This window comes from Erwinia sp., assembly GCF_049696395.1.
In the GTDB taxonomy this organism is placed as follows: Bacteria; Pseudomonadota; Gammaproteobacteria; order Enterobacterales; family Enterobacteriaceae; genus Erwinia.
Window position 1 is genome coordinate 1 of record NZ_JBAVTT010000012.1, and the last position, 26996, is coordinate 26996.

Consider the following 26996-nt stretch of genomic DNA (forward strand, 5'->3'; position numbering starts at 1 on the left):
TTGTGTACTTGAATGTGTACCATTAGTATTTTCTGGCTCAATCAATTCAATCTAACTAATTGATTTTGATGATTTATGTAAGCTAATCAAAAGACTCGTTTGAATGGCTTCACCGCAACTTGCTTATAAACGCCAGCGGCGATATAAGGATCATCCTGAGCCCAGGACTGAGCTTCTTCCAGTGACGAGAACTCCGCGATAACCGTGGATCCGCTGAAGCCCGCTTTTCCCGGTTCATTACTGTCCACGACTGGCATCGGGCCAGCGACAATCAGCCGACCTTCATCCTGCAACAGTTGCAGACGCGCAAGGTGAGCAGGGCGTACAGCGGTACGCTTCTCGAGTGAATCAGCATTATCTTCCGCGTAAATTACATAGAGCACGTTTACAACTCCTGTCAGGTCAATATAGTCGGCCCTCACGTTAAGTGATCGTTAACGAATCTGCAAATTAAAGCGCACTCTGGCTTGATTAGGGTCAGTGCAAGGCGTTTTTCTTGCGAAATCGACGGCCTAAAGCTGAGAGGTTGTTGAAACTGATTGCTATTTGCATTTACACTTACGCTTCAACACTAACAGCAGAAAGATTATGACGACGCTTGCAGAACATTCTTTACCCCGCCGCATTTCGCTGCCAATGCTGTTCTCAGTAGGACTGCATGCCGTGGTGATTGGGGGGATCCTTTATGCTTCTTTTCACCAGGTTGTTGAAGTGCCAAAAGCGTCGCAGCCGATCAGCGTGTCTCTGGTCGCTCCTGAAGTGCAGCCAGAGCCTCAGCCTGCGCCGCAACCTGCTCCAGAGCCGGTAGCAGAGCCAGAGCCGGAACCGGTGCCTGAGCCAGCACCAGAGCCGCCAAAGCCGGAGCCGGTGCCAATCCCTAAACCGGTGCCTAAGCCCAAGCCTAAGCCGGTGAAGAAGGAAGTGGTTAAGCCAAAGAAAGAGATCAAGCCGCACACTGAACCGCGTCAGGCTTCGCCGTTCAATAATGAGAAGACGGCTACCGCACCGAAGCCTTCAACGGCACCTAAAACGTCGCCAGCGCCGGCTACAGCCGTTTCCACCGGGCCTAAGGCCGTCAGCGTTGGTAAGCCAGCCTATCCAGCTCGTGCCTTTGCCTTGCGTATGGAAGGGCGTGTGCGTGTGCAGTTTGACGTAGACGGTTCAGGTGAGGTGAATAACGTGCGCATTCTGTCGGCAGAGCCGCGCAATATGTTCGAACGTGAAGTGAAGCAGGCGATGAAGAAGTGGCGCTATGAAGCCAATAAGCCAGGTAAGGATTTGACGATGAACATCGTCTTCAAAATCAACGGTGGCAGCAGCATCGAATAGAAAAAGGCGGGGAAACCCGCCTTTCTGTGATCGGTAACCTTCCACATTGAAAGCGAAGGAAACTCACTCCTGCTCTACGTAACTGAAGTGGCTTTTCCCTTCAGGCAGAGGGCGGGATTTTCCTGCACCATCCACCGCGACATAAACGAAAACGGCTTCCGTTGTACAGTAGCGCTGACCTATAGGTTCTGAAGAGACTTTCTTGATCCACACTTCAATATTGATGGTAATAGAGCTGGTTCCGGTGCGGATGCAGCGAGCGTGACAGGACACAACATCCCCTACAGCAACCGGCTTCAGAAAGGTCATGCCATCGGCACGCACGGTGACCACACGACCATTGGCAATCTCTTTAGCCAGGATCGCGCCGCCCATATCCATTTGTGACATCAGCCAGCCACCAAAGATATCGCCATTGGCGTTGGTATCTGCAGGCATGGCTAACGTACGAAGCACCATTTCGCCCTGCGGCACTCTGTTGTTGTCATCATTCATTGTCAGGCTTCTCAGTAAAAAAAGGCAAAAGGCCCGAACGGGCCCTGTGGTTATTTTTCTTCTTGTGGCATCAAACGATAAATATACAGACCGCTGATGACGGTAAAGAGCAGGGTGAGTCCGGTCAGGCCGAACACTTTAAAATTAACCCAAAACGCCTGAGATAACCAAAACGCGACGTAAATATTGGCCAGGCCGCAGGCGAGGAAGAAGATGGCCCAGGCAATATTCAGTTTTTTCCAGGCGAATGACGGCAGGGTCAGCTCTTTACCCAACATGCTCTGGATCAGCGGTTGCTTCATCCAGAACTGGCTGAACAGCAGCGCAACGGCAAACAGCGTGTAAATCACGGTCACTTTCCATTTGATGAACTCATCGTTATGGAACACCAGCGTCAGGGTGCCAAACACGGCAACCAGCACGAAGGTGATAATGGTCATCTTTTCCAGCTTGCGATACACCACCCAGCTGATCACTAACGTCAGCGCGGTAGCGGCGATTAACGCGCCTGAGGCGACAAAAATATCGTACAGCTTATAGAAGATGAAAAAGACCACGAGTGGGAGGAAATCGAGTAACTGCTTCATAGAGGCTTCCGGATACCAGGCTTGGAAATTACGTAGCGTCTGCACGCCCTGAAGCGCGCAGACAGCCATCAACGTAATAGCATATACAGACGATAGAGGTAAATGATCAGTATCGCTGAGATAAGGTTGCTGAGCGCGTTCAGTAGCACGGAGGCTACATTGGCCGGCAGAATAGTCAACGAAGAGGCCAGGAACAGCACCACAACTTTTGCCAGCAGCCAGACAGCGATAGCCGGAGCGACTACCTTCATATGGCGCCAGACCAGACGTGTGCTGGTGCGCATGGCGGCAAACACACCGATCTTTTCTGTGGCAAGGATCACTGGCGACAGAGCCAGCACCACAGCAAGGATCAGCCCCGGTACAACCAGTGCCATAAACCCTAACTGAATAATCAGCGTCATCAGAAACACCAGCAGCAGCAAACGTGGCAGGGTCGGTGCAGAAGCACCAATCGCACGCAGTGCACTGACGCGCTCACCGGCTGACACCATCGGCAGCAGGCTAAGCATGCCACCCAGCAGCAGAGTGTTACCCACCAGAGAGGCAAATGTGCCAGCCGCAGAAGCTTTCAGCAGAACGCTTTGCTGATCGGGTGACATGTTTTGCACCATTTCGATCAGGCTCATGCCAGAGCCACTGTCACCGTCGGTCAGGATCGACAGCTGATCGGCACCCGGCGTTAACGCATGGCCAATCAGCACGGTGATAAATGAGGTGAGCAACGCCATCAAAATGATGGTAACCAGTTGATGGCGGAAAAAATTCCCCGTGTCACGGTATAACGAACCCGCCGTGAATGACATGTAGACTCCTTGAAAAGCCGATTATTGCGATCCGGCGATTGTACATGGTCTGCAGGCAACCTGGCACCCTGACTTACATAACTTTCGATTAAAGAAGACATTAGCGGTCAAAAATGCGGGTTTAACGTCACCAGGTCTATTTGTCTGATTGCGTCAGCAAGGGAGAAAGTCGACAGAGAGATTACTCAATCAGGCTGGAAAATTGATCCAAATCAACTCTATGTTTTTTAAGGACTTTGAAAGAATTGATTCGGATGATCTTTGTGAAAATTAAAGTAAAACTGTCGCCAATAAAAACAACGATGGCGCTAGTGCGCACTTTAACTTTGCAAAGGAGTGATTATGAAAGTGAAAGCTTTGGTTCTGGCCGTGGCGGCATTACTGCCGGTAGTGGCTTCTGCTCATCAGGCAGGGGATTTCTTTATGCGTGCGGGTTCGGCTACGGTTCGTCCTACCGGTGGCTCTGATAACGTGCTGGGTCTTGGTGAGTTTGACGTCAGCAATAACACCCAGCTGGGTCTGACCTTCACGTATATGGCAACCGACAATATAGGTATTGAACTGCTCGGCGCAACACCCTTCCGCCACAAAGTTGGGCTGGGGGCGACGGGGACGCTGGCTACCGTTCACCAACTGCCGCCAACGCTGATGGCACAATGGTATTTCATGGGCAATACCAGCAAAGTTCAGCCGTATGTGGGGATTGGTGTTAACTACACCCTGTTCTACGATAACGACTTTAACCAGACAGGGCGTGATGCCGGTTTAAGTAACCTGAGCGTGAAAAACTCGTGGGGCATGGCCGGACAGGTGGGTCTGGATTATCAACTGACCCCAGACTGGATGCTGAATGCTTCCGTTTGGTATATGGATATCAAAACCAAAGTTGGCTTCGATTCACCAGCCGGTCACCAGAGCATCGATACCAACATCAATCCTGTGGTGTTCTTCTTCGGCGCGGGTTACCGCTTCTAATCCGTCCTGAGACCATAAAAAAAGGCGCTAATCAGCGCCTTTCGTTATTAGCAGATAAACTACTTAATCTGCATATTGTTCGTTACAGAGGTTACACCTTTAACAGTACGGGTGACTTGCACCGCACGGTTAGCAGCTGCTGAACTGGACACGAAACCACTCAACTGTACGCGACCTTTGAAGGTTTCTACATTGATCTCGGTAGATTTCAGGTCTTTAGTATTAAGCAGTTCAGATTTAACTTTAGTGGTGATCACGGTGTCATCAAGGTAGCCGCCGGTGCCTTCTTTGGTTGAAGTAGGCGCACAGGCGCTGACACTGATCGCGACAACAGCCGCAACAACCATACCCGTCAGGATTTTAAACAACTTCATTGTATTCTCCCTGTCATTCAATATTTGGCTTAAGCCGTGTGTACAGAGTCGCTCTGTCTCAGAAGCTTAGCCTCAGTCAGGGATATTTCCAGCGCAGGATGTCATAAAGAGTGAAAAAGTAATGCCTTATCCGCAGGATAAGGCATGTGAGGGGAATTAACGCGTGGCGGCTTTCAGTGAACCAGTAAAGGCTTTCAGTTCTGCCAGCATGACCGGCGGATTGGCGTGGTTTTTCTCAATAATCTTCACCACAGCGGAGCCGGAAATTGCCCCGGCAGCCCCGGCCTGCAGCGCTTCTTTAACCTGACCAGGCTCAGAGATGCCAAACCCCTGAATCGGCGGTGCAGCGTGATACTCATGCAGCTTATCAACCAGATGCTGCAATGAATGGCTGACGCCACGGCTTTCAGTGCCTGTCACACCAGCGCGTGAGAGCAGATACGTGTAACCCCGGCCATGAGAGGCAATCTCACGCAGGAGATCGTCGCTGGCGTTAGGCGGACAGATAAAGATCGGGGCCACGTTATGACGCATAGCGGACTGACGGAAGGGAGCAGACTCCTCAATCGGCACGTCGGCGACCAGCACCGAGTCCACACCCACTTCTTCACAACGGGCATAGAAGTTATCGATGCCGTTTGAAAACACCAGGTTGGCATACATCAGCAGGCCAATCGGGATTTCCGGGTACTTCTGTCGGATAGTTTTCAGCATCTCAAAGCATTGTGACGGTGTCACTCCTGCGGCAAAAGCCCGCAGTGCAGCACCCTGAATGGTTGGGCCATCGGCCAACGGATCAGAGAACGGGATGCCCAACTCAAGCGCATCCGCGCCGCCTTCAACCAGAGCATCAACGATCTGCAAAGAGAGTTCAGGCGAGGGGTCACCCAGCGTGACGAAAGGAACAAAAGCCCCTTCTTTTTTGTCTGCAAGGCGTTTGAAAAGCAGGTCATAACGCTCCATCAGATTTCTCCCTTAGCGGTCAGAATGTCATGAACGGTGAAGATGTCTTTGTCGCCACGGCCGGAAAGATTGACCACCAGCAGCTGCTCTTTCTCTGGCGCTTCACGCATCATTTTCAGCGCGTGGGCAAGGGCATGAGAAGATTCAAGCGCCGGGATGATGCCTTCGCTGCGGCAAAGGATTTTAAAGGCATCCATCGCTTCATCATCGGTGATTGAGACATATTCCGCACGGCCAATGCTGTTGAGGTAAGCATGTTGCGGGCCGACTGAGGGGAAGTCCAGACCTGCAGAGATCGAATAGGACTCTTCTATTTGCCCATCTTCGGTCTGCATCATTGGCGACTTCATACCAAAGTAGATGCCTACGCGGCCATGTTTCAACGGCGCGCCGTGTTCACCACTCTCAATACCGTGTCCGGCTGGCTCTACACCAATCAAACCTACGGAAGCTTCGTCGATGAAATCAGCAAACATGCCGATAGCGTTCGAGCCGCCGCCAACACAAGCGATAATCGCATCCGGCAAACGACCTTCGCGATCGAGGATCTGCGCTTTGGTCTCTTCACCAATCATGCGCTGAAACTCGCGGACGATAGTCGGGAACGGGTGGGGGCCAGCGGCCGTGCCGAGCATGTAGTGCGCGGTATCATAGCTGCCGGACCAGTCACGCAGGGCCTCATTACAGGCATCTTTCAACGTGGAAGATCCACTGTGAACTGGGATCACTTCTGCACCCATAAGACGCATTCTGAACACGTTTGGCGACTGGCGTTCAATGTCTTTCGCGCCCATATAAATGCGGCATTTCAGGCCAAGTAAAGCACTGGCTAAGGCTGAAGCTACGCCATGTTGCCCGGCACCGGTCTCGGCGATGATTTCGGTTTTGCCCATGCGTTTAGCCAGCAAGGCCTGTCCCAACACCTGATTGGTTTTGTGCGCGCCGCCGTGGAGCAAATCTTCACGTTTCAGATACAGTCGAGTTTTGGTGCCTGCGGTCAGATTCTTACACAGCGTCAGCGCTGTCGGGCGTCCGGCATAGTTTTTCAACAGGTCAGTAAATTCAGCCTGGAAAGCGGGATCGCGCTGGGCACTAACAAAAGCTTCTTCCAGCTGGTTCAGGGCTGGCATCAGGATCTGCGGCACATACATGCCACCAAACTCACCAAAATAGGGATTTAATAACGTCATTTCGCTTCTCTTATCGTTACAGGGGCCGCCGTAGCCGCCCCAACGGTCAGTACGCCTTCAGGGTGTGAAACACTGAGGCAATCTTCGAGGCATCTTTGATCCCAGGTGCGCTTTCCACCCCGGAATTGAAATCCAGACCGGCGCAGCCGAGTTGGGCCGCTTCAACACAGTTGTCAGCCCCTAAACCCCCGGCTAACAGCACGTTGTCAAGCTTCTCACCCTGCAGCAGGGACCAGTCAAAGCGTTGGCCGCTGCCACCGTTACCGTTATCAAACACGTAACGATCGATATGTGGCCAGTCACGGGCAGGAAGCGCCTCTTTGATGCTAAAAGCTTTCCAAATCTTCACCGCCTCAGGCAGTTCAGTGCGTAATGCGGCAACAAAAGTCTGGTCCTCATCACCATGCAGTTGAACCGCGTGCAGGTTGAGGGCACTGACATAAGTGACAATGTCACTTACACTGTTATTGCGGAATACGCCTACGTACTTCAATGGCGCGCCAGACATTACCTGACGAGCTTTCTCCACATCAACCTGACGAGGAGATCCCTCTGCGAAGATCAGACCTCCGTAAATGGCGCCGGCTTCATGCGCACTTCGGGCATCTTCTTCGCGAGTCAGCCCACAGACTTTGTTGTCGCCGAGGATTACCCGGCGAATCGCGGCGGAGAGGTCGTCCTCTGACATCAGAGCGGAACCAATCAGGAAGCCGTTAGCAAAGTGGCTCAGGTCACGGACCTGGGAATAGCTGTTAATCCCGGACTCGCTGATAACCGTTACGCCGTGTGCCACTTTAGGGGCAAGACGACGAGTGCGATCCAAATCGATAGAAAGGTCGCGCAAATCGCGGTTATTGATGCCGATAACTTTCGCGCCCAATGCGGTGGCTCGCTCAAGTTCTTCATCACTGATCACTTCCGTCAGCACACCCATATTCAGGCTGTGCGCCACGGCTGCCAGCTGGCGATACTGATCGTCATTCAACACCGACAGCATCAGCAAAATGGCATCAGCCTGGTAGAAACGTGCCAGATACACCTGATACGGATCGATCATAAAATCTTTGCACAACACCGGCTGGGTAATAGCGGCGCTGACAATTGGCAGGAAGTCGAAACTTCCCTGGAAATATTTCTCATCGGTCAGGACGGAAACTGCAGAAGCATAATGTTTGTAGATCCCGGCGATAGTCGCAGGATCAAAGTCTTCGCGGATCAGCCCTTTAGATGGAGAGGCTTTCTTGCATTCAAGAATGAAAACGGTCCTGGCGCCCTGCAGTGCATCGTAAAAACTGCGGGTGGACGGTTTTACCTCATTCTGGAAGGAGGACAATGGCTGCTGTTGCTGGCGTTCGCTCAGCCAGATCGCTTTGTCCTGCACAATTTTATTCAGTACGGTTTCCTGCATGATTATCCTCTTGCTGCCAGAGCGACAACGCGCTCGTAAGCCTGACCACTCCGTATGGTGCGCAGCGCGTGCTGGGCATTCTCACGTAAATCTTCATGACCAAAAATTTTAAGAAGCAGGGCGACGTTAGCGGCAACCGCTTCTTCGTGCGCGCGCTCGCCTTTACCCTGGAGTAATCGCGTCAGAATGTCACGGTTTTCTTCCGGGGTTCCACCTGCCAGCGCTTCCTGCGGATAGCTGTTCAGACCAAAGTCTTCTGGCGTCAGCTGGTAACTGGTGATTTCGCCTTCACGGAGTTCTGCAACATGGGTGGCACTGTGCAGGGCGACTTCATCCATGCCGCCGCCATGCACAACAGCCGCACGCTGGTAACCTAGCACTTTCAGTGTCTGAGCAATGGGCAGAACCAGCTCAGGGCTGTAAACGCCAATCACGGCCAGCGGAGGACGTGCAGGGTTAATCAGCGGGCCGAGCACGTTAAATAAGGTGCGGGTTTTCAGCTGCTGGCGGACCGGCATCGCATGGCGGAAACCGGTGTGATACTGCGGTGCAAACAGGAAACAGACGTTCAGCTCATCCAGTGCCTGACGAGCCTGCTCAGCAGGCAAATCCAGGCTGATACCGAAGGCTGCCAGCAAATCAGAGGAGCCAGACTTGCTGGAAACGCTGCGGTTACCGTGCTTCGCGACTTTCAGTCCACAGGCTGCTGCCACAAAGGCACTGGCCGTGGAGATGTTAATGCTGTTACTGCCGTCACCCCCCGTCCCGACGATATCCGCAAAAGGATAATCCGGGCGCGGGAAGGGTTTAGCATCTTCCAGCAGAGCGGTAGCCGCACCGGCAATTTCTTCCGGACGTTCACCGCGAACTTTCATGGCAATCAGCGCTGCTGCCAACTGGGTTGGTTCAAGCTGACCGGTAATAATGGCCGAAAAAAGCTGGTGGCTTTCCGCCTGCGTCAGGGTGTTGGCCTGGTAAAGTTTTTCAAGAATAGCGTTCATCAGTGTCTCCTTGTTTTACGCCAGCGCCCAGGCGAGTGTTTGTTCCAGCAGGATTGCGCCCTGAGTGGTCAGAATGGATTCCGGATGGAACTGGAAACCACAAACCCGATCTTTATCGTGACGAACGGCCATCACCATGCCATTGAACGTGGCATTAACCGTCAGCTCTTCTGGCACGTTGCTGCCGACCAGCGAGTGATAACGGGCAACCGGCAGCGGATTGGTTAGCCCGGCAAACATGCCCCGATCGTCATGAGCAATCGCCGAGGCTTTACCGTGCAGGATTTCACCTGCCTGACCTACGTGACCGCCGTAAGCCTCAACAATGGCCTGATGACCTAAACAGATGCCGATAATCGGCAGACGGCCACGCAGACGAGTCAGCATTTCTGGCATACAGCCTGCTTCAGCCGGTGCGCCTGGCCCTGGTGACAGCATCAGCACCGGGTTTTCCATACTCTGCAAACGGTCAATCAGCGTATCTGCAGGCACGTTGTTGCGGTAAATCACCACGTTATGGCCAAAGGCGCGTAACTGGTCGACGAGGTTATAAGTAAACGAGTCAATATTGTCGAGCAGCAGAATATCGGCCATCAGAAAATCTCCTTGCAGTGATGTGCGGTTGCAATAGCGCGCAACACTGCGCGAGCTTTATTGCGGCTCTCGTCGGCTTCAGCCTGAGGCACAGAATCAAGAACCACGCCTGCGCCAGCCTGAACCGTCGCCACGCCGTCTTCCACATAGGCGGAACGGATAACAATGCAGGTATCCAAATCGCCGCTGGCCGTGAAATACCCCACCGCGCCGCCATAGCTGCCACGACGAGTTCCTTCAGCCCCCGCAATCAGCTGCATAGCACGTACTTTTGGTGCGCCACTCAGCGTGCCCATATTCATACAGGCACTGTAGGCATGCAGCACATCCAGATCTTTACGCAACGTTCCCACTACTCTTGAAACCAGGTGCATCACGAATGAGTAACGGTCAACTTTAGTCAGGTCAGCTACGTAGCGACTGCCAGGTTCACAGATGCGTGCCAGGTCATTACGCGCCAGGTCAACCAGCATCAGATGCTCGGCCAGTTCTTTGTGGTCAGTACGCATTTCCAGCTCGATGCGGCTGTCCAGATCGCGGTTAAGTGAACCATCCGCATGACGACCACGTGGGCGCGTACCGGCGATGGGATAGATCTCAATCTGACGGCTTTCGGCATCATATTTCAGCGAGCTTTCCGGCGAGGCGCCAAACAGGCTGAAGTCCTGATCCTGCATAAAGAACATATAAGGGCTGGGGTTGCTGTTCTTCAGCGTGTCATAGGCCGCCAGCGGAGAAGGGCAAGGCAGCGAGAAACGACGGGAAGGCACAACCTGGAAAATTTCACCAATGCGGATAGCTTCCTGCATCTGGCGAACCACCGCGCAATACTCTTCATCGCTCTGGTTGATGCTCAGCGCCATCTCTTCAACATGTTGAACGGGCAGCGGGTGGGCTGGCTGTAACATCTGCGTGTGCAGCTGCTCGATACGGCTCTGCAGGCGCAGGAATTCGCTTGGTGCAGGGGTGAACAGGGACGCCTGCAACTGGGCAGTCTGGTTTTGATGGTCAATCACCAGCAGGGTTTCTGCCAGATAGAAGCAGTAATCCGGGCAGCGTTGCTGGTTGTCCAGCTCAGGGAGATCTTCAAAACTGGCGACCAGGTCATAGGCGAACAGCCCCCCCAACAGGACGGCCTTACGCTCTTCTGCCGGGCTGTTAACCAGATGGGGGATCAGACGCAGCGCGTCAAACACGGAGATTGCTTTCAGGCGAGAATCTTCATCCTGGACTGCTGTATTAGCAGGAAACGTTAATTCACGGCCATCCGGACGAACGGTGCTGATGACGGAAGCGGGCAGCGCGGCATCGAGCAAAGGAAGGATGGCGCGGCCGTTCTCTGAAAGCGCCTGAACGGTAACAATATTGCCCAGCGCTTTAATGCGCAGGGCGCTGTCGACGATCAACAGACTTTGCAGATTTTTTTTGCTGTCGATGTCTGCAGACTCCAGCAACAGCGTAGCCGGGCGCGCACCACACAACTGATGGAACACAGCAGCCGGATCCTCGCGGTAAGGTGCGTTGCCGGTAATCAACTTCACTGTAGGTTTGGCATTTTGCATGAGGTCTGTTCTCTACATTTTTCTAAAAAAAAAGCCCGCTTTTGGCGGGCCTGGGTATCTGCACAACGTCTGGTTGCGTGCATGACTCCTTCGCCCATTCAGGGAGAAGTGCGCCACCAACCAGTCATCATTGTCTGTGTCATAGTCATGATTGCGATACCCTTACATGTGAACTTGCGTACTAGTTAACTGGTTCGCGTTAAAAAAGTCAATACTCTTTTTCCCCGCGCAGATAATTCTGGGTATCATGCTGCGACATTTATCCGCCAACGCCGGAGCCGTTTTGACCGATCCAACCCCGCTGAATCCCTATCCTATTTATGACTTACATAGCCACACCCGCGCCTCGGATGGGCTGTTGACGCCAGAAGAGCTGGTCCTGCGGGCGGTAGAGCATCGCGTTGGTGTGCTGGCGATCACCGACCATGACACAATTGATGGCGTGCAGCCAGCGCGTGAGGCGATTGCGAAACACCAGTTGCCGCTAAAATTAATGGCTGGGGTTGAAGTCTCGACGCTGTGGGAAAACCATGAAATTCATATCGTCGGACTAGGCGTGGACTGTGACAACCCCATTCTGACCGCGTTTTTGCAGGAACAAACCGAACGTCGGATGGCGAGAGCAGAACTGATTGCTGAGCGTTTAGAGAAAGCCCACATCCCGGATGCCCTGGCTGGCGCGCTGGCGTTGGCAGAGGGCGGTGCGATCACCAGAGGCCATTTTGCCCGTTTTCTGATTGCTCAGGGCAAGGCCGATAATATGGCTCAGGTGTTCAAAAACTATCTGGCCAGAGGCAAAACCGGCTACGCTCCGCCACAGTGGTGTACAATTAAACAAGCTATTGATGCCATTCATCATTCTGGTGGGCGAACCGTGCTGGCTCATCCAGGACGCTACGGTCTTTCTGCCAAGTGGCTGAAGCGACTGATTGCCCACTTCAGTGAAGAGGGCGGTGATGCGATGGAAGTGGCTCAGTGCCAGCAAGCGCCGAATGAGCGAACTCAGCTGGCACGTTATGCGCAGGATTATCAACTCGCCGCTTCACAAGGTTCTGATTTCCATCAGCCTTGTCCGTGGATCGAGTTGGGGAAAAAATTATGGCTGCCTGGAGGGGTTGAAGCTGTCTGGCTTCGTTTCCCGGAAATTGCTCCCGAGTGATCTCCTCCAGGTGCGACAGATAAGAGGGCAGTTATGAGTCAATTTTTCTATATTCATCCGGAAAACCCGCAACCAAGATTAATCAAGCAGGCCGTTGAGCTACTGAATAAAGGCAGCGTGATTGTCTACCCAACGGATTCGGGTTATGCGCTGGGTTGCAAGCTGGAAGATAAAAACGCGATGGAGCGTATTTGTAAGATCAGAAAGCTGGATGGTAACCACAATTTCACACTGGTTTGCCGCGATCTGTCTGAGTTGTCGACTTATGCGCACGTGGACAACACGGCCTTCAGGCTGATCAAAAACAATACGCCGGGCAATTACACCTTCATTCTGAAGGCGACCAAAGAGGTGCCACGTCGTTTAATGAACGACAAGCGTAAGACGATTGGGCTGCGTGTGCCGTCGAATCCGATTGCACTGGCCCTGCTGGAATCGCTGAATGAACCGATGATGTCGACGTCGTTGATGCTACCGGGCAATGACTTTACTGAGTCAGATCCCGAGGCGATTCAGGACAGTATAGGTAAGCTGGTGGATTTGATTATTCACGGCGGCTATCTGGGACAACACCCAACAACAGTGATAGACCTCACCGAAAACACGCCAGAAGTGGTGCGTGAGGGTGTGGGCGACGTTCAGCCCTTCTTATAATAATTCCAGGCTCGCCAGCAAGAATATTCTCTGGCGGGCCCGGATGTTATAAGATGCATTTACTCTTCCCTTTATCATGTCAGTCCGTCGTTATTTGCTTTAAGTCGTTGATTTACTCAGCCAGTCTTTGAAGTCATTGTAAGGGATATAAAGTGACACATCCTTAAGAGGAACTGCTGAATTTTTATGACGTTTAATTTCTTTGGTATAACCAACAATCACCCCACCGATAGTGTCATCCTGATTATAAACCGCGCCACCTGACATCCCTTTCACTACCCCAGCATTAGAAACCATGGCTACGCAGGGACGTTTATTCCACTCATTCCGGATACCGGTCAATGCCAAATTTACCCCAGAGGATTCAACCGGCATGGCGCTAATAAAGCTGTAACCGTACATTTTTACCGGATCACCTACATCGCCAGTGCGGAATTTAGGCAAGGATTTTATGTCGTTCTTGTGGTAGATAATCGCGAGGTCACAGTAAGGATGGTAGGCCTTAACCCGTTGCACAGAAAGCTTCGCCACATGGGCTGCGGTGAGGCTGTACTCCGGGGTTAACGGGATGCTGGTGCCAAGCGCACCGACGCCCAGAATGGTAGGAATGCCGGTAAAATTCATATCGACACGCTTCATGGCTTCACTGCTGTACTCATATTTACCGACAGAGCAGCCGGTCAGCATTAGCACAGCTAATGCCGGGAGGGTCATTATATTTTTCATTATGATCACACTATGTCGGACACGTCAGTAAATCCCTGGTGAAGATTGATGACGTGTAAGGCCGATGCTGACACAAGTTCAGCGTATTTTTTTGAGGAGTCTTGCTCCTCTTTTTTTAATTAAATAACAATAATTCTTATGTTTTAATTTTACGTACTTAAACTAAATTATAATATTTATTTAACAATCCAATAAATTCGCCCTCGAATGGCTTGAGTGAATTCTACACAAACTTATTAGTAGAGCAAATATAATAACGACACCACAGTGTTAAAAATAGTGATGATCAAGAATTAACTCAACCTGCTATTTAAATAGACTGACTATTTGCAGTTGGCCTTGTTAATACTGGGGTTCATTGGTATTACTTCAGCATGAAATGCTATTGTTGTATTTAAAAGTGGTGTTAACAGCTATCGTTGATTTCATTGCTGGCAGGGTGCGCTACCAAGGTGGTTATTTGGCTTTATTTTTGTCGAAAGTCGAGGGCTGGCGGGCTATTAAAGCTGACTGGATGAATCATTATTATCCGTAAATAGCACATTATATTATTTAACAAGGTAGTAACATTAGTTATTTTTTTCTGCGAAATCATTAGCGTGGCGACGATTTTCACCTAACCCTATGTTAAGCCTGGCAAAAGGTTCTGGACAGCAATAGAGGGTCTGAGAGGAGGCGGCACAGGCGTAAAACAGCCCCTCTTTGCAGGTTTACACTAATGTATCCAGCAGGGTGTTGAAACAAGCGCATACCGTTATCAATAGAAGGCAACTTAGTGTAGAATGCGCTTCCCCTGAAAAAGGGCAGAGGATCGGTGGTGTGCATCGCGCAGGGCGCGGCACAGCAACCTCTGCTGCTGTCACGGGCCACTTGAATAGCATGACGCCTGGGAAGGCGACACAGAGGTAGCGCCATGAGCGAAAAATTACAGAAAGTATTAGCACGCGCCGGACACGGTTCCCGCCGCGAAATTGAAACCATGATTTCTGCCGGACGCGTCAGCGTGGACGGCAAACTGGCCACGCTGGGCGACCGCGTGGACTCCAGCCCTTCTATTAAGATCCGCGTTGATGGCCATCTGGTCTCCGTTGCAGAATCCACCGCTGAAGTTTGTCGTGTGCTGGCGTACTACAAGCCAGAAGGCGAACTTTGCACGCGTAACGATCCTGAAGGGCGTCCGACCGTATTTGACCGTTTACCGAAACTGCGTGGTGCACGCTGGATTGCCGTTGGTCGTCTGGATGTGAACACCTGTGGTCTGCTGTTATTCACCACTGATGGTGAACTGGCAAACCGTCTGATGCACCCAAGCCGTGAAGTTGAAAGGGAATATGCCGTGCGCGTATTCGGTGCCATCGATGATGATAAAATCCGTCAGCTGAGCCGTGGCGTTCAGTTGGAAGATGGTCCAGCCTCCTTCAAAACCCTGAAGTTCACCGGCGGTGAAGGCATTAACCAGTGGTACACCGTGACCCTGACTGAAGGCCGAAACCGTGAAGTGCGTCGTCTGTGGGAATCCGTGGGCGTGCAGGTTAGCCGTCTGATCCGTACTCGTTACGGCGACATCCAGTTGCCTAAAGGTCTGCCACGTGGCGGCTGGACTGAACTTGAATTAGCACCGACTAACTATCTGCGCGAACTGGTCGAATTGCCGCCAGAAATCACCAGTAAAGTTGCGGTAGAGAAAGACCGTCGTCGCACTAAAGCGAATCAGATTCGCCGTGCTGTTAAGCGTCATTCGCAGGTTGCTCCTGCGGGACGTCGCTCTTCGGGTAAAGCATCAGGTAAAGCTGCAGCTAAACCTGCAGGTGCTTCTTCCGCAAGACCAGCGGGCAAATCTTCCTCCAGATCAGCAGGTAAGCCTTCTGCTAAACGTGGCTAATTACCCGTAGTCTGGTTAAGAAAAACCCCCTGATGTTTTGCATCAGGGGGTTTTTATTTGTGCGTAGGGTCGGCAACACTTACCAGTCGATGCCTTGCTGAGCCTGAATGCCCGCGTCAAAAGCATGTTTGGTCGGGCGCATCTCCGTTACGGTATCCGCTATTTCCAGAATATCCCGGTGGCAGCCTCTTCCGGTAACAATCACACTTTGATGGGCAGGGCGATTGTTCAGCGCGCTGAGGACCTCTTCCAGCGGCAGATAATCGAAGCTGACCATATAAGTCAGCTCATCCAACACCACCAGATCAAGAGTGTCATCCTGCAGCATCCGCTTGCCATGCTCCCAGACTTGCAAACAGGCTGCAGTATCCGTTTCGCGGTTCTGAGTATCCCAGGTAAAGCCGGTTGCCATCACCTGAAACTCAACGCCATGCGGTTCAAGTAAATTTCGTTCACCGTTGGGCCACTCACCTTTAATGAACTGGATCACACCTGCTCTTTTTTGGTGGCCAACCGCACGGGTTGCGGTACCAAAAGCCGCAGTGGTCTTTCCTTTTCCGTTGCCGGTGAAGACCATCAAAATCCCGCGCACTTCAGTGGCCGAGGCAATCCGCGCATCGACTTTCTCTTTCAGCTTCTGCTGGCGTTGCTGGTGTCTGTCTTCCGTCATTATTCCGCCGCTCCTGGTTTACGTCCCGGCTGGGCATCATAACTGATGCCGGTTTTACGCTTGCTGTCGTCACCCATCAGGAACAGGTACAGCGGCATAATATCTGCCGGAGTTTTCAGCTTGTTAGCATCTTCCTCGGGGAACGCGCTGGCACGCATTTTCGTGCGTGTCCCGCCAGGATTGATGCAGTTAACCCGCAGATGCTTGCTGTCATACTCATCAGCCAACACCTGCATCATTCCTTCGGTAGCGAATTTAGACACGGAGTAAGCGCCCCAACCGGCGCGTCCCTGGCGCCCTACACTTGACGTGGTAAACACCAGCGAGGCCGAAGAGGATTTCAGCAGTAAAGGCAGCAGAGCCTGGGTCAGGAAGAAGGTCGCATCTATGTTTACCCGCATAACCTGCTGCCAGACCTGAGGATCTTGCTGATCCATCGTCACAATATCACCAAGGAGTCCTGCATTATGCAGCACGCCATCCAGGCGTGGCACATGCTGAGCCACTTCATCAGCAAGTTGCTGGCAGCGTTCGGGAGTCGCTTGCTCTAAATCCAGAATAAACCACTGAGGGGCTGGTTTACCGGTAGCGGTAATCTCATCTGCCACGGCCTGCAATTTATCGGCATTACGCCCCAGCAGTAATACCTGGGCACCGTAACGTGCGTAGGTCACCGCGGCCTCGCGACCAATCCCATCGCTGGCCCCGGTGACCAGAATGATTTTGCCCGTAAGCAGGTTGTCTTTAGGTTGATAGTGCACGTTGAATTCCTCTGGCGGTGGTGATGGAGCGCTCAGCCGGCCCTGCCGCTAAGCCTTTGCCCGCAATAGATAATGGGCTTTATGCCCTAAAATGGTGAGCAGTTCAATCTTCAATAAGCGGCAAAGCGTGCGGCAGGAAGGGGATTCGGGCGACTCCTGGCCGTGACTCAGCTACAATAGCTGCTGATCTAATACGATGTTAAATAAGGCGGAATGAGTGGATTTACTCTCTTATTATGGGCTTTTTCTGGCCAAAACGGTCACCGTAGTGGTGGCTATCGCGGCCATTGCCATTCTGATCACCAACCTGGCCATGCGCAAGCGTGCTCAGGGTGGTCAGTTGAAGCTGACTCACCTCGGCGAGCGCTATCAGGAAATGAAAGATGACATGATGCTGGCAAAAATGAAGCATCAGGATCAAAAACTGTGGCACAAAGAGCAAAAGAAGAAAGACAAACAGGAAGCAAAAGCCGCTAAACAGCGTGCGAAGCAAGGTCTGAAAACCGAGAGTACCAAGCCAACGCTTTACGTGCTGGATTTCAAAGGGAGTATGGATGCCCATGAAGTCAGCTCGCTGCGTGAGGAGATCTCTGCGGTGATGGCGGTGGCTAAACCTGAGGATGAAGTGCTGTTACGTCTGGAAAGCCCGGGCGGTGTCGTCCATGGCTATGGCCTGGCGTCATCACAGCTTCAGCGCCTGCGTGATAAAGGTATACGCCTGACGGTAGCGGTGGACAAAGTGGCTGCCAGTGGTGGCTACATGATGGCTTGTGTGGCCGATCGCATTGTTGCTGCTCCGTTTTCTATCGTGGGATCGATTGGCGTGGTAGCGCAAATCCCGAACTTTAATCGCTTACTGAAGCGCAACGAAATTGATGTGGAGCTGCACACGGCTGGCGAGTACAAACGCACGCTAACGCTGTTTGGTGAAAACACGGAGCAGGGACGGGAAAAATTCCGTGAAGACCTGAATGAAACGCATCTGCTGTTCAAGCAGTTTGTGCATCAGATGCGTCCTTCACTGGATATTGACAGCGTTGCCACCGGCGAACATTGGTTCGGCACTCAGGCTCTTGAAAAAGGGCTGGTTGATGCTATCGGCACCAGTGATGATTTGATCATCGATCAGATGGCCAATCACGAGGTTATTTCAGTGCGTTATACCCTTCGTAAGAAAATGATCGACCGCTTTACGCAAAGTGCGGCTGGCAGCGCAGAACGACTGTTGCTTCGCCTCTGGCAGCGTGGTGAAAAACCGCTGCTGTAAAACAGCAACAGCGCCCGCTAAGTGGGCGCTGTTACTCAATCCTGTAAAGAGGAGAGAGTTCTACTGCCAGATACTTGAACAGGTTAAACACCAACGTACTTTTCTCACCAGGTAATCCCTGTTCATCTAAGAAGTAGTCGCCCCGGAAGATCAGCACATCCCCTTTCTGCTCCACGTCGGTTGCCACCAATCCCGGGAAAAAATCCTTATGCCCGGCAATCAGCTCGTTGGCAATGTCGAGCAGGGCGGGACGATCTATAGTCTGGGTCTGATTCACGTTTTTTCTCCTTTATAGTAGGCGTGCGCGTAAGAGTATATTACGTCCGCGTTAAACTATTCCACAGGGTTTATGGGTGTTTGCGTCAGCTAACCCTTTTTAACCTACTTTCTGGCGTAAATCGCGGGCAGATGCTAATTAAGTTGCGTATCGAATTTTATCAGGTACAGTGTGGGCGTTTCGGGTTCCGGGCGTAAAACTAGCTTTACGCAATGTTTGAAATGCACAGAACAGGTTGTAAAAAGTGTCGTTAATCAGCAGGTTGGCTTCCTAAGTCAGGAGCGCCAACAGAGCAAAAAGCGACGGGTTGAAAATTATTTCCCCGGTCGCCATATCGTTAACGCGTCTCGCTTGCTCTGGCAAACGGCACAATTTACTCTCGGATGTTTTAATCAGGTAAAGGTAAATATGGGCAAAGCTCTCGTAATAGTTGAGTCCCCGGCAAAAGCCAAAACGATCAATAAATATCTTGGAAATGACTACGTGGTGAAGTCCAGCGTGGGTCATATCCGTGATTTGCCGACCAGTGGATCAACAGTTAAAAAGAGCGCTGACTCTACAACCAGTAAACCAGCAAAAAAAGTGAAGAAGGACGAGAAAGCGGCGCTTGTCAGCCGCATGGGTGTCGATCCTTTTCACGGTTGGGAAGCGGATTACCAAATCCTTCCTGGCAAAGAAAAAGTGGTTGCAGAGCTGAAGTCTCTGGCCGAAAACGCTGACCACATCTATCTCGCAACGGACCTTGACCGCGAAGGGGAAGCCATTGCCTGGCACCTGCGGGAAGTGATCGGTGGCGATGACTCACGCTTCAGCCGCGTGGTGTTTAACGAAATCACCAAGAATGCGATTCGTCAGGCGTTTGAAAAGCCGGGCGAACTGAATATTAACCGTGTGAATGCGCAACAGGCACGCCGGTTTATGGACCGTGTAGTGGGCTATATGGTCTCGCCACTGCTGTGGAAAAAAATTGCCCGTGGTCTGTCCGCTGGCCGCGTCCAGTCTGTGGCCGTGCGTCTGGTCGTAGAGCGCGAACGCGAAATCAAAGCGTTCACGCCTGAAGAGTACTGGGAGCTGCACGCTGACCTGAACACGCCTAAAGGTACCGGTCTGCCGATGGAAGTGACTCATCAGCATGACAAGCCTTTCCGTCCGGTTAACGGCGATCAGACTCATGCGGCCGTCAGCCTGCTGGAAAAAGCCCGTTATGTGGTGGCCGATCGTGAAGATAAGCCAACCAGCAGCAAGCCTGGCGCGCCTTTCATCACCTCCACGTTGCAACAGGCGGCAAGTACCCGTCTGGGCTATGGCGTGAAGAAAACCATGATGATGGCGCAGCGCCTGTATGAAGCTGGCCACATTACTTACATGCGTACTGACTCCACGAATCTGAGCCAGGATGCGGTGAGCATGGTGCGTGGCTATATTGAATCTGAGTTCGGCGAGAAGTACCTGCCGAAAGCGGCCAATGTCTACAGCAGCAAAGAAAACTCCCAGGAAGCGCACGAAGCCATTCGTCCTTCTGATGTGGCCATCCAGTCCGAGCAATTGAAGGATATGGAAGCCGACGCGCAGAAACTGTATCAGCTAATCTGGCGCCAGTTTGTTGCCTGCCAGATGATGCCAGCCCAGTATGACTCCACCACGCTGACCGTAGCGGCGGGTGACTTTAAACTGAAGGCCAAAGGCCGTACGCTGCGTTTTGATGGCTGGACTGCCGTCATGCCAGCGCTGCGCAAAGGCGATGAAGATCGTACTTTGCCGCCGATCGAAGTGGGCGAGGAACTCAAGCTCCAGCAGCTTAAGCCAAGCCAGCACTTCACTAAGCCACCGGCTCGCTTCAGCGAAGCCTCACTGGTGCGTGAACTGGAAAAACGCGGTATTGGTCGTCCTTCGACCTATGCTTCGATTATCTCAACTATCCAGGATCGTGGTTACGTCCGCGTTGAGAGCCGTCGTTTCTATGCTGAGAAAATGGGTGAAATCGTTACCGATCGTCTGGAAGCCAACTTCCGCGAATTGATGAACTACGATTTCACCGCGCATATGGAAGACAACCTCGATAAGGTTGCTAACAACGAAGTGCAGTGGAAAAAGGTGCTGGATCAGTTCTTTGCGGATTTCAGCCAGCAGTTGGAAAAAGCGGATAAGGATCCTGAAGAAGGCGGCATGCAGCCTAACCAGATGATCCTGACGTCAATCGACTGCCCGACCTGTAGCCGTAAAATGGGCATTCGCACCGCAAGTACCGGTGTGTTCCTCGGTTGCTCGGGTTATGCCTTGCCACCGAAAGAACGTTGTAAGCAGACCATCAACTTAATCCCTGAGAATGAAGTGCTGAATATTCTTGAGGGAGATGATGCTGAAACCAACGCGCTACGTGCACGTCATCGTTGCCAGAAGTGTGGCACCGCTATGGACAGTTACCTGATTGATAACCAGCGCAAGCTGCACGTTTGTGGTAACAATCCAGGCTGTGACGGGTATGAGATCGAGCAGGGTGAATTCCGCATTAAAGGCTACGATGGCCCGATTGTTGAGTGTGAAAAATGTGGTTCTGAAATGCACCTGAAAATGGGACGTTTCGGTAAGTACATGGCTTGTACTAACGATGAATGCAAAAACACCCGTAAGATCCTGCGTAATGGCGATGTTGCGCCACCGAAAGAAGATCCGGTGCCGTTACCTGAACTGACTTGTGAGAAGTCAGATGCTTATTTCGTGCTGCGTGATGGGGCTGCAGGTGTGTTCCTGGCGGCTAACACCTTCCCTAAATCAAGGGAAACCCGTGCGCCGCTGGTGGAAGAGCTGCAACGCTTCCGCGATCGACTGCCTGAAAAACTGAGCTACCTGGCCGATGCGCCAGTCAGCGATGAAGAAGGCAATAAAGCGGTAGTTCGCTTCAGCCGTAAAACCAAACAACAGTACGTCAGTACCGAGAAAGACGGGAAAGCGACAGGTTGGTCAGCGTTTTATGTTGATGGCAAATGGGAAGTTGCCAGCAAAGCTGCGGCTACCAAAGCTGCACCGGCTAAAGCGGCCGCCAATAAAGCAACGGCTACTAAAGCCACTGCGACTAAAACCCCGGCGACTAAAGCCACTGCTAAGAAAGCGGCGAAGAAGTAATCTGAGGGGCCAGCGCCAGCTGGCCCTTTCTTGCTCCCCCCGGCCTTGCTGAGCTATACATCTCCCCTGATTTTGTTATAGTTGTTATAGATATCCCTTTCCTTATTATTAAATCGCATTAGACCGGACTCCTCATGGGCGGTGGTATTTGCACAGCTCTCTGCACGGACTTCGGCGCGTGGCTTCAAACCTCAGATGGAATGAAAAATGAAATTGCAGCAGCTGCGTTATATCGTTGAAGTGGTCAATCACAACCTGAACGTCTCCTCCACCGCAGAAGGGCTTTACACCTCACAACCCGGCATCAGTAAGCAGGTACGCATGCTGGAAGATGAGCTGGGGATCCAGATTTTTGCCCGCAGTGGTAAACACCTGACTCAGGTTACGCCAGCCGGACAAGAAATTATTCGTATTGCGCGTGAAGTCTTGTCGAAAGTAGATGCTATCAAATCCGTTGCTGGCGAACACACCTGGCCAGATAAAGGTTCGCTCTATGTCGCCACCACACACACTCAGGCGCGCTATGCGTTGCCGAATGTGATTAAAGGCTTCATCGAACGCTATCCTCGCGTGTCGTTGCATATGCATCAGGGCTCGCCAACTCAGATTGCTGAAGCCGTATCCAAAGGCAATGCCGACTTTGCGATTGCCACCGAAGCGCTGCATTTGTATGACGATTTAATCATGCTGCCTTGTTATCACTGGAACCGAGCGATCGTGGTCACTCCCGATCACCCGCTGGCAGGAAAGGCCAAAGTGTCGATTGAAGAACTTGCAGAATACCCGTTAGTCACCTATACGTTCGGTTTTACGGGCCGTTCAGAACTGGACACGGCGTTTAACCGAGCTGGTCTGACCCCGCGCATCGTCTTTACTGCTACCGATGCTGATGTGATTAAAACCTATGTACGTCTGGGACTGGGAGTAGGGGTGATTGCGAGCATGGCAGTGGACCCTGTATCCGATCCTGACCTGGTAAGGATTGAAGCAACTGATGTATTTAGTTTCAGTACGACCAAAATCGGCTTCCGTCGCAGCACCTTCTTACGCAGCTACATGTATGACTTTATCCAACGCTTCGCCCCGCACCTGACGCGCGATGTGGTTGATACTGCTGTAGGTTTACGTACAAACGAAGATATCGAAGCGATGTTTAAAGACATCAAGTTGCCTGCAAGATAATTTCCCCCGTGAGTAGTAGTGTTATGTCAAGGGCCGCTGATGCGGCCTTTATTATTGCACTGGCCCTTTCTATGACTCTTATCGATTAACACTTTTTATTCTTTTTACGTAAATGAAACATGTATCACATGTTTTCTGATTGTTATTCATTAAATGAGAAATGGTACACACTTTTGGCTGACAGGCTTTGCGTGAACCTAAGATGATTCTCATACTCTTGTTAAAGAGACGCGGGGAATGGCGGTTCTTAAGGGTAGGTAAAGATTTCTCCAGTAATGAATGGATCTGAAACGCTCTGTTATCACTGGTATTTGAGTTAAGGCGTAATTAATTGACTTAAGTTTGATTAAACACAAAGCATATAGTTTTTCTTGTTTGATAAATGCCATTAATCGTTTTGTTCAATAAAAATTACTGGATTTCGCTCAGAATAATGTTTAGGATTCATCCTAATTTCTGATTGGTTCAAACAATCGTTTTCAATGAGAGTGATTATCAAAAACTATGAACACTAAATTATCAGTACAACCTGTTTTCGGACATGAAACCATCAAGGTTCAGCGTAGCGCCAACATCAAACGCAAAGCCTGGTTGGCGGTATTCGCTGGCTCAGCGCTGTTTTGGATTGTTGCTGCATTAATGATTTGGCGTGTGTGGGGTTAACTATGCATTTTCAGACTTTGAATCAGAAACCACAGCAGACCACGAAAATGAAGGATCGTTTTTGCAAGGGTAAACCCACTGATCACGTCATTGTTCCTGACTCATGGGGCCTGAGCGAGTTGCAGCGCAGTTTTATTGATTCAATGATCGACAAAAAAACGAAATAATAAGCGTTCTATTCTTTTTTCGGTCAATTGGCTGAACAGTATAATTCAAATAGTTACCCATGTTGCAATTAGCCGACTACTTAGGCTGGGCACGTTATTGCCTGAATGAGGGTAAAACCCTCAAAAAACGGTTGAATCATTCGCATTGAGTAATGATTTATACGCTGTACGTTTTAAGGTCTCACGGACCTGGGGAGTGAAACATGAATTTAACTCAAATAACCTGGTTCAGTACCTGGACTTTCTCCGCTTTATTCTGGACTACTGCCGTTTGGGCCGGACTATTGATGCATTTATAATGCATATGTAAACAAACGAATTTAAATAAAAACGCCTCGCTGACTAGTACAGCGGGGCGTTTTTGTTTTTACCGGTTGTTTCCAATCTTGTCGATTCGTGTTGTTATCAAAACGTTACCTTCTGTTTGTACTATCTTTAAATCAGACCCTGTAATTACTCAGGTTATGATTTAGTCCAATGAAGGAGGAGTAATGTCGTCTACCCTACATAATAAAGCCAGGACAACACTGGATGTTAAAGGCCAGCGCTACAGCTACTACAGTTTGCCCCGCGCTGCGGAACAGCTTGGTGACCTTTCCCGTCTGCCTAAATCCCTGAAAGTGCTGATGGAAAACCTGCTCCGTTGGCAGGACGAAGATTCCGTCACGGAAGCGGATATCGAGGCGCTGGCCGGGTGGCTGAAGCAGGCTCATGCTGACCGTGAAATTGCCTACCGTCCGGCCCGTGTACTGATGCAGGATTTTACCGGTGTGCCTGCCGTCGTCGATTTAGCAGCAATGCGTGAGGCTGTTAAACGTCTTGGCGGTGATGTGGCTAAGGTAAACCCGTTATCACCAGTAGATCTGGTCATTGACCACTCCGTCACCGTTGACCATTTTGGCGATGACGATGCCTTTGAAGAAAATGTCCGGCTGGAGATGGAGCGTAACCATGAACGCTACGTTTTCTTACGCTGGGGACAAAAAGCCTTTAATCAGTTCAGCGTGGTTCCGCCAGGCACTGGCATCTGCCACCAGGTCAATCTTGAGTATCTGGGCAAAGCGGTATGGCATGAGCAACAGAATGGGGAAGAGCTGGCCTATCCAGACACTTTGGTGGGGACAGACTCCCATACCACGATGATCAATGCGCTGGGTGTGCTGGGTTGGGGAGTGGGTGGCATTGAGGCGGAGGCCGCGATGCTTGGTCAGCCCGTTTCAATGCTTATTCCGGACGTGGTCGGGTTTAAGCTTACCGGTAAACTTAAACCCGGCATTACCGCTACTGACCTGGTCCTCACCGTCACCCAAATGCTGCGCAAACATGGCGTGGTAGGTAAATTTGTAGAATTCTACGGTGACGGGCTGGATGACCTTCCGTTGGCTGACCGCGCGACCATTGCCAATATGGCACCTGAATACGGGGCAACCTGTGGGTTCTTCCCGCTCGATGCGGTCACTATTGGCTATATGACGCTTACCGGGAGAAGTAGCGAGCAGGTGTCACTGGTCGAAGCCTACGCCAAAGCTCAAGGTCTGTGGCGCAATCCAGGTGATGAACCGGTGTTCACCAGTTCCCTGGCGCTGGATATGAATGAAGTTGAAGCCAGCCTTGCCGGGCCCAAGCGTCCTCAGGACCGCGTGTCACTTGGTGATGTGCCCAAAGCATTCCAGGCCAGCAATGAGCTGGAAGTCAATCAGTCGCAGAAGCAGCATAAAGCCATCACCTATACCGACAGCAAAACCGGCCTGCAACAAACGTTAAAGGATGGGGCAGTGGTCATCTCTGCCATCACCTCCTGTACTAATACCTCGAATCCCAGCGTGTTAATGGCAGCAGGATTGCTGGCTAAAAAGGCTGTCTCGCTTGGCCTTAAGCGTCAACCCTGGGTAAAAGCCTCTCTGGCCCCAGGTTCTAAAGTCGTGTCGGATTATCTCGCTACGGCAGGTTTAACGCCCTATCTGGATCAGCTTGGATTCAATCTGGTGGGGTACGGCTGTACAACCTGTATAGGTAACTCTGGTCCTCTGCCAGACGAAGTTGAAACCGCGATCAAACAAGGTGATCTCACTGTTGGCGCAGTGCTGTCCGGAAACCGTAACTTTGAAGGTCGTATTCATCCTTATGTCAAAACTAACTGGCTGGCTTCACCGCCATTAGTGGTGGCCTATGCGCTTGCAGGTAACATGAATATTAACCTGCAACAGGATCCTATCGGTCAGGATAAAGCGGGTAATCCAGTCTATCTGAAAGATATCTGGCCTTCGCCAGAAGAAATTGCCGAAGCTGTACAACTGGTGTCGACCGACATGTTCCATAAAGAGTATGCAGAAGTATTTGAAGGCACACCTGAATGGCAGCAAATCAAAGTCAGTGAAGCGGCAACCTACGACTGGGACGAAGGGTCGACCTATATCCGTCTGTCGCCGTTCTTTGACCATATGGGCAAAGTGCCTGAGCCTGTCAAAGACATTAAAGGTGCACGGATCCTGGCAATGCTCGGTGACTCGGTCACTACTGACCATATTTCACCGGCGGGCAGCATCAAAGCTGAAAGTCCGGCAGGGCGCTATTTACTCGATCACGGCGTAGAGCGTAACGATTTTAATTCCTATGGTTCTCGCCGTGGTAACCATGAAGTGATGATGCGCGGGACCTTCGCTAACATCCGTATCCGTAATGAGATGGTGCCGGGAGTGGAAGGTGGCGTTACCCGTTTTGTGCCAGGTGACCAACAATTAGCTATTTACGATGCGGCGATGAAGTATCAGCAGCAAGGAACGCCACTCGCTGTTATCGCAGGGAAGGAATATGGCTCTGGCTCCAGCCGTGACTGGGCGGCCAAAGGACCACGCTTGCTGGGCGTAAGAGTGGTTATCTCTGAATCCTTCGAACGTATTCACCGATCCAATTTGATCGGCATGGGGATCCTGCCGCTTGAATTCCCGGAGGGTGTCACGCGTAAAACGCTGGGATTAACCGGAGACGAATGGATAGATGTGGAAAACCTGACTCAGTTACAGCCGGGCGGGACGGTTAACGTCACGCTGACCTATGCCGATGGCCGTAAAGAGGTGTTGGCAACCCGTTGTCGCATCGATACCGGCAATGAGCTTACCTACTACAAGAATGATGGCATTCTGCACTATGTCATCCGTAATATGTTGGATTCCTAGTCGTA

23 protein-coding genes, 1 pseudogene and 1 other annotated feature are annotated in these 26996 nt (G+C 51.5%); of the genes and pseudogenes, 10 read left to right on the plus strand and 14 right to left on the minus strand.

Going from position 1 to position 26996, the window contains the following annotated elements; translation table 11 throughout:
* Positions 1–86 precede the first annotated feature (86 nt).
* A complete protein-coding gene (locus WCC56_RS01575) occupies positions 87–383 on the minus strand; it encodes a YciI family protein (protein ID WP_424690689.1) in 297 nt (98 codons plus the stop codon).
* A gap of 205 nt (positions 384–588) precedes the next feature.
* Here WCC56_RS01575 and tonB point away from each other — a divergent pair, with 205 nt between their 5' ends.
* Complete coding sequence (tonB, locus tag WCC56_RS01580; protein WP_424690690.1) at positions 589–1329, plus strand: TonB system transport protein TonB; 741 nt, start codon at positions 589–591, stop codon at positions 1327–1329.
* A gap of 63 nt (positions 1330–1392) precedes the next feature.
* On the opposite strand, the gene yciA is transcribed toward tonB, so the two are convergent.
* From yciA to WCC56_RS01595, 3 genes are all read right to left on the minus strand, one after another.
* Positions 1393–1824, minus strand: a complete 432-nt coding sequence (gene yciA, locus WCC56_RS01585) for an acyl-CoA thioester hydrolase YciA (protein ID WP_424690691.1) — start codon at positions 1822–1824, stop codon at positions 1393–1395.
* Between the two features lie 50 nt (positions 1825–1874).
* On the minus strand, positions 1875–2411 hold the full coding sequence (locus WCC56_RS01590; RefSeq protein WP_424690692.1) for a septation protein A: 537 nt from the start codon (positions 2409–2411) through the stop codon (positions 1875–1877).
* A gap of 68 nt (positions 2412–2479) precedes the next feature.
* Entirely contained in the window at positions 2480–3217 is a 738-nt protein-coding gene (locus WCC56_RS01595) for a YciC family protein (protein WP_424690693.1), read from the minus strand.
* Positions 3218–3559: 342 nt separating this feature from the next.
* Here WCC56_RS01595 and ompW point away from each other — a divergent pair, with 342 nt between their 5' ends.
* Complete coding sequence (gene ompW, locus WCC56_RS01600; protein ID WP_424690694.1) at positions 3560–4192, plus strand: outer membrane protein OmpW; 633 nt, start codon at positions 3560–3562, stop codon at positions 4190–4192.
* A gap of 59 nt (positions 4193–4251) precedes the next feature.
* On the opposite strand, the gene WCC56_RS01605 is transcribed toward ompW, so the two are convergent.
* The 6 genes and pseudogenes from WCC56_RS01605 to WCC56_RS01630 all read right to left on the minus strand — a co-directional run bounded on the left by WCC56_RS01605 (position 4252) and on the right by WCC56_RS01630 (position 11284).
* Positions 4252–4566 carry a BON domain-containing protein gene (locus WCC56_RS01605; protein ID WP_424690695.1) on the minus strand — a complete coding sequence of 105 codons (315 nt, stop codon included), beginning with the start codon at positions 4564–4566 and terminating at the stop codon, positions 4252–4254.
* Positions 4567–4722: 156 nt separating this feature from the next.
* A complete protein-coding gene (gene trpA, locus WCC56_RS01610) occupies positions 4723–5529 on the minus strand; it encodes a tryptophan synthase subunit alpha (RefSeq protein WP_424690696.1) in 807 nt (268 codons plus the stop codon).
* The gene (trpB, locus tag WCC56_RS01615) at positions 5529–6719 is read right to left on the minus strand and encodes a tryptophan synthase subunit beta (RefSeq protein ID WP_424690697.1); all 1191 of its coding nucleotides are present in this window, start codon (positions 6717–6719) and stop codon (positions 5529–5531) included. The genes trpA and trpB overlap by 1 nt, the downstream gene beginning before the upstream one ends.
* 46 nt (positions 6720–6765) lie before the next feature.
* A complete protein-coding gene (trpCF, locus tag WCC56_RS01620) occupies positions 6766–8127 on the minus strand; it encodes a bifunctional indole-3-glycerol-phosphate synthase TrpC/phosphoribosylanthranilate isomerase TrpF (protein WP_424690698.1) in 1362 nt (453 codons plus the stop codon).
* 2 nt (positions 8128–8129) lie between these two features.
* Positions 8130–9722, minus strand: a pseudogene (gene trpD, locus WCC56_RS01625) (bifunctional anthranilate synthase glutamate amidotransferase component TrpG/anthranilate phosphoribosyltransferase TrpD).
* Positions 9722–11284 (minus strand): anthranilate synthase component 1, encoded by a 1563-nt coding sequence (locus tag WCC56_RS01630; protein WP_424690699.1) that lies wholly within the window; start codon positions 11282–11284, stop codon positions 9722–9724. The pseudogene trpD and the gene WCC56_RS01630 overlap by 1 nt, the downstream one beginning before the upstream one ends.
* Before the next feature lie 25 nt (positions 11285–11309).
* Positions 11310–11409 (minus strand) — a sequence feature (Trp leader region).
* A 122-nt stretch (positions 11410–11531) separates the two neighbouring features.
* On the opposite strand from WCC56_RS01630, the gene rnm reads away from it, so the two are divergent.
* Positions 11532–12443 (plus strand): RNase RNM, encoded by a 912-nt coding sequence (gene rnm, locus WCC56_RS01635; RefSeq protein ID WP_424690700.1) that lies wholly within the window; start codon positions 11532–11534, stop codon positions 12441–12443.
* A gap of 33 nt (positions 12444–12476) precedes the next feature.
* The gene (locus WCC56_RS01640) at positions 12477–13097 is read left to right on the plus strand and encodes an L-threonylcarbamoyladenylate synthase (RefSeq protein ID WP_424690701.1); all 621 of its coding nucleotides are present in this window, start codon (positions 12477–12479) and stop codon (positions 13095–13097) included.
* A gap of 99 nt (positions 13098–13196) precedes the next feature.
* On the opposite strand, the gene WCC56_RS01645 is transcribed toward WCC56_RS01640, so the two are convergent.
* The gene (locus tag WCC56_RS01645) at positions 13197–13823 is read right to left on the minus strand and encodes a serine protease (protein WP_424690702.1); all 627 of its coding nucleotides are present in this window, start codon (positions 13821–13823) and stop codon (positions 13197–13199) included.
* Positions 13824–14736: 913 nt separating this feature from the next.
* On the opposite strand from WCC56_RS01645, the gene rluB reads away from it, so the two are divergent.
* Positions 14737–15705, plus strand: coding sequence for a 23S rRNA pseudouridine(2605) synthase RluB (gene rluB / locus WCC56_RS01650; protein WP_424690703.1), 969 nt, complete (start codon positions 14737–14739; stop codon positions 15703–15705).
* A 79-nt stretch (positions 15706–15784) separates the two neighbouring features.
* Here rluB and cobO read toward each other — a convergent pair whose 3' ends face one another.
* Positions 15785–16375, minus strand: coding sequence for a cob(I)yrinic acid a,c-diamide adenosyltransferase (cobO, locus tag WCC56_RS01655; RefSeq protein ID WP_424690704.1), 591 nt, complete (start codon positions 16373–16375; stop codon positions 15785–15787).
* Positions 16375–17136 (minus strand): YciK family oxidoreductase, encoded by a 762-nt coding sequence (locus WCC56_RS01660; protein WP_424690705.1) that lies wholly within the window; start codon positions 17134–17136, stop codon positions 16375–16377. Before WCC56_RS01660 ends, cobO begins: the two co-directional genes overlap by 1 nt.
* 217 nt (positions 17137–17353) lie before the next feature.
* Here WCC56_RS01660 and sohB point away from each other — a divergent pair, with 217 nt between their 5' ends.
* Positions 17354–18403 (plus strand): protease SohB, encoded by a 1050-nt coding sequence (gene sohB, locus WCC56_RS01665; protein ID WP_424690706.1) that lies wholly within the window; start codon positions 17354–17356, stop codon positions 18401–18403.
* Between the two features lie 31 nt (positions 18404–18434).
* Here sohB and WCC56_RS01670 read toward each other — a convergent pair whose 3' ends face one another.
* Entirely contained in the window at positions 18435–18680 is a 246-nt protein-coding gene (locus tag WCC56_RS01670; protein WP_424690707.1) for a DUF2498 family protein, read from the minus strand.
* Positions 18681–19088: 408 nt separating this feature from the next.
* On the opposite strand from WCC56_RS01670, the gene topA reads away from it, so the two are divergent.
* The 4 genes from topA (at position 19089) to acnA (ending at position 26991) form a co-directional block, all read left to right on the plus strand.
* The gene (gene topA / locus WCC56_RS01675; RefSeq protein WP_424690708.1) at positions 19089–21803 is read left to right on the plus strand and encodes a type I DNA topoisomerase; all 2715 of its coding nucleotides are present in this window, start codon (positions 19089–19091) and stop codon (positions 21801–21803) included.
* Positions 21804–22010: 207 nt separating this feature from the next.
* Complete coding sequence (gene cysB, locus WCC56_RS01680) at positions 22011–22985, plus strand: HTH-type transcriptional regulator CysB (protein WP_424690709.1); 975 nt, start codon at positions 22011–22013, stop codon at positions 22983–22985.
* A gap of 504 nt (positions 22986–23489) precedes the next feature.
* Complete coding sequence (locus tag WCC56_RS01685) at positions 23490–23648, plus strand: YmiA family putative membrane protein (RefSeq protein ID WP_424690710.1); 159 nt, start codon at positions 23490–23492, stop codon at positions 23646–23648.
* A gap of 658 nt (positions 23649–24306) precedes the next feature.
* Entirely contained in the window at positions 24307–26991 is a 2685-nt protein-coding gene (gene acnA / locus WCC56_RS01690; protein ID WP_424690711.1) for an aconitate hydratase AcnA, read from the plus strand.
* Positions 26992–26996: the final 5 nt, after the last annotated feature.